A 5498-nucleotide genomic window follows, 5' to 3' on the forward strand; every position below is an offset into this window, starting at 1 on the left:
GGGGAAGGGGAGGAGAAAGCCCTTTTCAAAGGGTTTCTCCTCCCCTTCCCCCGGCCGCCGGAGGCTTACTTATTTATCGCGTGAGATGGCGAAGGGGGAGAAGGCCTGTTGGACGGGCATGACTTCGAGGGCGTTGATGTTGACGTGCGGGGGCAGGGTGGTGGTCCAGTAGACTATTTCGGCTATGTCTTCGGGGGTGATGGGTTGGGTGCCTTCGTAGACCTTGTCGGCGGCTTTTTTGTCGCCCTTGAAGCGGACCACGGAGAATTCGGTTTCGCACAGGCCGGGTTCTATGTTGGTGACGCGGACCTTGGTGCCGAGGAGGTCGGCCAGGAGATTTTTGGAGAAGTGGTTTACGTAGGCCTTGGTGCCGCCGTAGCAGTTGCCGCCGGGGTAGGGGTAGGTTCCGGCCACTGAGCCGAGGTTGACGATGTGGCCCTTGTTGCGTTCGACCATGGAGGGCAATACGGCCCGGGTCATGTACATGAGGCCCTTGATGTTGGTATCCACCATGGCGTCCCAGTCGTCCAGGTCGCAGGACTGGGCCGGTTCCAGGCCGAGGGCGAGACCTGCGTTGTTGACCAGGACGTCGATGCCCTTGAATTCGGCTGGCAGGGAATCCACGGCCTGTTGGCAGGCCTGGCGGTCGCGGACGTCGAAGCAGAGGGTGTGCACTTTGGCGGGTGCGAGTCCGGTCTTGAGTTCTTCAAGACGTTCAGCCCTTCTGCCAGTGAGGATGAGATTCCAACCCTCGTTTGCGTATCGCTGGGCCATGGCCTTGCCGAATCCGGCGGTTGCGCCGGTGATGAGTACTGTCTTGGGCATTTCTATAATCCTTGTTTCTGGTTTTCCTTCAGGGCTGTGGTTTGACGTATTTGATGCAAACTGTGCGGTCAACGGCCGCTTCTCCTGCACGAAGTCACAAAATACATAATAAAACCCATTTTTGGCCACTGTTGGCAGGTCAAACCACGAATAATATTCTTATGTTTGTCAGGAATGCCAAACGTTGCTCATCTTTTCAATAAATTAATCGTTTATTAGACTTTTTTTCCCAAATGGGGTAGAAAGTAGCGTCCAATCATAGAGTGTTCGTCATTCCAATTGATTGCGGTGGCGGGCATGGGGTTCTTCCTGATGTCTTGGCGGACGATTTCTACCATTTGATTAGGTAATTATGGCAAATCTTATTCTTGACGACATCTGTGTCCGTTTCGGTGGCCTGCAGGCTCTTACCGATGTGGCTTTTTCAATATCCGAAGGCGAAGTTGTGGGATTGATCGGTCCGAACGGAGCGGGCAAGACCACGGTTTTCAACGTGATCACCGGGGTCTACACGGCCTCGAGCGGGTCGGTGTCCTATGACGGCACCACCATAACCGGACTGCGGCCCTATCAGGTTCTATCCATGGGCATTGCCCGGACCTTTCAGAATATCCGGCTGTTCCAGAACATGACGGCGCTCGAAAACTGCATGGTGGCCCAGCATAGCCGCTCAAAGGCCGGTGTTCTCGGCGCCATCCTGCGCAGTCCCGGCCAACAGCGTGAAGAGGCGCGGATCATCGAAAAATCGCAAAAGGCATTGGATTTCATGGGGCTGGGCACAAGGGCTGACGAAGTGGCCTCCAACCTGCCTTACGGTCACCAGCGCAGGCTTGAAATCGCCCGCGCCCTGGCCTCCGAACCGCATACCATCCTCTTGGACGAACCTGCTGCCGGACTGAATCCGGCCGAATCCAAGGAATTGATGGAATCCATCGGCCGCATCACCGAACTGGGTATCAATGTGCTTATGGTGGAACACGACATGAAAGTCGTCATGGGCATTTGCAACCGTATTGTTGTTCTCGACCACGGAGTAATGATCGCAGAGGGACTGCCTGAAGAGATTCAGAAGAATCCCGACGTGATTGAGGCATATTTGGGCCAGTAGAGAGGCTGGCGGAACCGCAACGAATGGAGAGAGTTTTTATGAAACGTTTGCTCGTACTTGTAGTGGCTCTGGCTGCGCTGGGCCTGCTCCTTGCCGGCTGTGGCGGCGAAGAGAAAGCAGAGGGAAAAGTTCTGAAAATCGGTACCATGTCCCCACTGACCGGTCCCTATGCTGCTGACGGCAATGACATTCGTCAGGGCGCTGAAATCGCTGTCGAGGTCTTTACCGAGGCCGGCGGCATTGAGGGTTTTACCAAGATCGAAGTCTTTCCCCAGGATACCGCCTGCGATCCGAAACAGGCCGTGGCCGCTGCCAACAAGCTGATCAATGAGAAAGTCACCGGCGTTGTCGGCGCTTATTGCTCCAGCTCTACCATTCCCGCTTCCGAGACCCTGGCCGAAGAGAATATCATCATGCTCACTCCGGCCTCCACCAGCCCCAAGGTCACCGAACGCGGCCTGCCCTACATGTTCCGTACCTGCGGTCGTGACGACCACCAGGCTCCGGCTGCCGTCAAGTTCATGAAGGACGTTGAAGGCGTGAAGACCATATTCATCGTGGATGACAAGACCACCTATTCCCAGGGCCTGGCCGAAGGCGTTGCCGCCGCTGCCGTTGCCGCTGGCATCGAAGTGCTGGAACACGACCACGTCAACCAGGGCGACAAGGACTATTCCGCCGTGTTGACCAAGGTCAAATCCGCCAATCCCGACCTGCTCTACATCTCCCTGCAGAACTCCGCCACTGGTGCGCTCATGGTTATCCAGGCCAAGCGCCTGGGCATCACTGCCATTCTGATGGGTCAGGACGCCGTCTACCACCCGAAACTCATGGAAATCGCCAAGGGTGATTCCGAAGGCATGTTCTGCACTTTCGGCGCCATTGACAAGGATGCCCCCAAGTACAAGGAGTTCCAGACCAAATATAAGGAAAAGACCGGCAACGAACCCGGTGCCTACTCCGCTTATTCCTTTGACTCTGCCACTGCCTACCTGATGGCCGTCAAGGCCGCGGGCACCACTGATCCGGTCAAGGTCCGCGAAGAGTTGATGAAGCTTGATTTCACCGGCGCCTCCAAGCAGGTCAAGTACCAGGAGAACGGCGATTCCGGCTCCAACTACACTGTCTACATGATCAAGGACGGCCAGTTCGTGCCCTACTGGAATTCCCTGACCGGCGAAAAATACTAGGCTGTAACAGGCTGACAAACCAACCGGAACCCCGCGTCTGCGGGGTTCCGGATACTGGAATGATATGGATTTAGATTTTTTTCTCCAACAGTTGATCAACGGCATCACGCTCGGGGGGCTCTACGCCCTCATCGCCCTGGGTTATACCATGGTTTACGGCATCATTCAGCTTATCAACTTCGCTCACGGCGAGTTTTTTGCCGCCGGCGGGTACATGGGCGTGATCCTGATCTCCTATCTGGCTTCCCAGGGCCTGCACCCCTATGTATGCCTGGGGATTTCCCTGGTCCTGGCCATGGGCTATTGCGCACTGCTGGCCATGGCCGTGGAACGACTTGCCTACAAACCGCTGCGGCAGGCCTCGCGACTGGCTGCGCTGCTCAGCGCCTTGGGCATGTCGATCTTCCTGCAAAACGGCCTGATGCTCACCCAGGGGGTGTATGACAAGGCCTATCCCACGGAGATCACTTCAGGCGGGTTCCAGTTGGGAACGATCTCCGTCTCCTATATGCAGATTTTCATCGTGGGCTTGACCGCCGCACTGCTGGTCGGCCTGAACCTGCTGGTCTTCAAGACCAGGATCGGCCGGGCCATGCGGGCCACGTCCCAGGACAAGATCATGTCCGCCCTGGTCGGCATCAACTCCAACCGCATCATCGCCATTACCTTTGCCGTGGGCGCGGCCCTGGCTGCCGCCGCAGGCATCATGGTCGGGCTCTATTATGGCTCGGTCAATTACTCCATGGGGTTCGTGCCGGGCATCAAGGCCTTTGCCGCAGCCGTGCTCGGAGGCATCGGCAATATCACCGGCGCCTTGGTCGGCGGCCTGATCATCGGCATGGTCGAAATTTTCGCTGCCGGATACATCTCCGGTGAGTACAAGGACGTGTTCGCCTTCATCATCCTGATCGGCGTGCTCTATTTCAAACCCACCGGCATCATGGGAGAGAACGTTGACGATACACGAGTCTAAACGATTGTGGTTGGCCTGCGGGGTGGGCCTCGCATGGTTCCTCCTCCTGCTGTGGCCCATGCTCGGCATCCTGCCCGAGGGGCTGGAGTTCGGGAAGACCTTCACGGTTTTCGGTTACGTGGCCGTGGCTGCGGTGTTCATCATGTTCTTTTATCAGGTCAAGGAGGCGGGGTATCTCGACTCCGTGGGAACTCCCATTAAGTCCGCTTCGGGCAGTTTTCAGAAACTCTATGAAAGAACACCACGCTGGGTCGTACTTTCCATCGTCCTGGCCTTTGCCATCGCCTACCCACTGGTTACCGGCCGTTATGCCCATGACGTTGCCATTTCAGTGCTCATCTATGTCTGCCTCGGCCTGGGGCTGAACATCGTCATCGGTCTGGCCGGGCTGCTCGATCTCGGATATATCGCCTTCTACGGTGTGGGCGCCTATACTTATGCACTGATGAGTCTGCATTTCGGGATGTCGTTCTGGCTCTGCCTGCCCGTGGCCGGGATCGTGGCCGCCATTGCCGGGAGCATCATCGGCTATCCCACGCTCAGGATGCGCGGGGATTATTTGGCCATTGTCACCCTTGGGTTCGGTGAAATCGTCCGTCTCATCCTGAACAACTGGATGTCGCTGACCAACGGTCCCAACGGCATCCTGTCCATTCCCCGGCCCGAATTCTTCGGCTACTCATTCAAGTCTCTTTCCAGCATGTACTATGTGATCCTGGCCATTGCCTGCATCACCATCCTGTCGGTCTACCGGCTCAACTACTCGCGCATAGGCCGTGCCTGGGAGGCCATCCGCGAAGACGAGACCGCTGCCGAACTCATGGGCGTGAACACCTTTTTGCTCAAACTCCTGGCCTATGCCATGGGCGCAACCTTTGCCGGTTTCGCCGGAGCCTTCTTTGCCGCACGCATGAAGTTCGTCGGCCCGGAATCATTCACGTTCCTGGAATCCGCCATGGTGCTCGCCATGGTCATTCTCGGGGGCATGGGGTCCATTCCGGGCGTCATCCTGGGCGTGCTCGCCCTGGTGGCCCTGCCCGAGCTCTTCCGCGAATTCGAGCTCTACCGCATGCTCGTGTTCGGCGGTGCCATGACCCTGATGATGCTTGTCCGTCCGGCAGGCATTTGGCCCGCCAAACGCGTGGGCAGACGGTCTGAAGAAGCGGAGTAGTCGTTAAGAGGACCGGGGGAAACCTCCTGAAAGAAGTTTCCCCCTTCCCCCCCCTTCAGAACCTTTTGGCGCGCCGCCGGTAAAGGAAGGGGACAGCAAAGATACGGATGGCGGCGTGAAGGGTGCCCTGCAATGGTGCCCGGATTTGCAATATCGACAACACCCTCCCCCGCGAAGCGGCCATATAAAGTTTAGGAAAAGGGAGGGGATCTGTCTCTTATACACATACGA

Annotated in this window: 5 protein-coding genes; 4 read left to right on the forward strand and 1 reads right to left on the reverse strand. The window is 57.1% G+C overall.

The annotated features are described in order from the left end of the window. Positions 1 to 69 precede the first annotated feature (69 nt). Positions 70 to 825, reverse strand: a complete 756-nt coding sequence (locus DWB63_RS17075) for an SDR family oxidoreductase (protein WP_128330079.1) — start codon at positions 823 to 825, stop codon at positions 70 to 72. A 352-nt stretch (positions 826 to 1177) separates the two neighbouring features. Here DWB63_RS17075 and DWB63_RS17080 point away from each other — a divergent pair, with 352 nt between their 5' ends. From DWB63_RS17080 to DWB63_RS17095, 4 genes are all read left to right on the forward strand, one after another. Further along, entirely contained in the window at positions 1178 to 1933 is a 756-nt protein-coding gene (locus tag DWB63_RS17080; RefSeq protein ID WP_128330080.1) for an ABC transporter ATP-binding protein, read from the forward strand. 38 nt (positions 1934 to 1971) lie between these two features. Next, positions 1972 to 3123, forward strand: coding sequence for a branched-chain amino acid ABC transporter substrate-binding protein (locus DWB63_RS17085; protein WP_128330081.1), 1152 nt, complete (start codon positions 1972 to 1974; stop codon positions 3121 to 3123). Positions 3124 to 3187: 64 nt separating this feature from the next. Then, positions 3188 to 4096, forward strand: a complete 909-nt coding sequence (locus tag DWB63_RS17090) for a branched-chain amino acid ABC transporter permease (protein WP_128330082.1) — start codon at positions 3188 to 3190, stop codon at positions 4094 to 4096. After that, the gene (locus DWB63_RS17095; RefSeq protein ID WP_128330083.1) at positions 4077 to 5267 is read left to right on the forward strand and encodes a branched-chain amino acid ABC transporter permease; all 1191 of its coding nucleotides are present in this window, start codon (positions 4077 to 4079) and stop codon (positions 5265 to 5267) included. The genes DWB63_RS17090 and DWB63_RS17095 overlap by 20 nt, the downstream gene beginning before the upstream one ends. Positions 5268 to 5498 lie beyond the last annotated feature (231 nt).

The sequence above is a fragment of the Pseudodesulfovibrio sp. S3 genome, from assembly GCF_004025585.1.
Lineage (GTDB): Bacteria > Desulfobacterota > Desulfovibrionia > Desulfovibrionales > Desulfovibrionaceae > Pseudodesulfovibrio.

Excerpts from the sequence above, each read along its gene's own strand:
- DWB63_RS17075 (WP_128330079.1), bottom strand. The coding sequence starts at position 825 with ATGCCCAAGACAGTACTCATCACCGGCGCAACCGCCGGATTCGGCAAG.
- DWB63_RS17080 (WP_128330080.1), top strand. The coding sequence starts at position 1,178 with ATGGCAAATCTTATTCTTGACGACATCTGTGTCCGTTTCGGTGGCCTG.
- DWB63_RS17085 (WP_128330081.1), top strand. The coding sequence starts at position 1,972 with ATGAAACGTTTGCTCGTACTTGTAGTGGCTCTGGCTGCGCTGGGCCTG.
- DWB63_RS17090 (WP_128330082.1), top strand. The coding sequence starts at position 3,188 with ATGGATTTAGATTTTTTTCTCCAACAGTTGATCAACGGCATCACGCTC.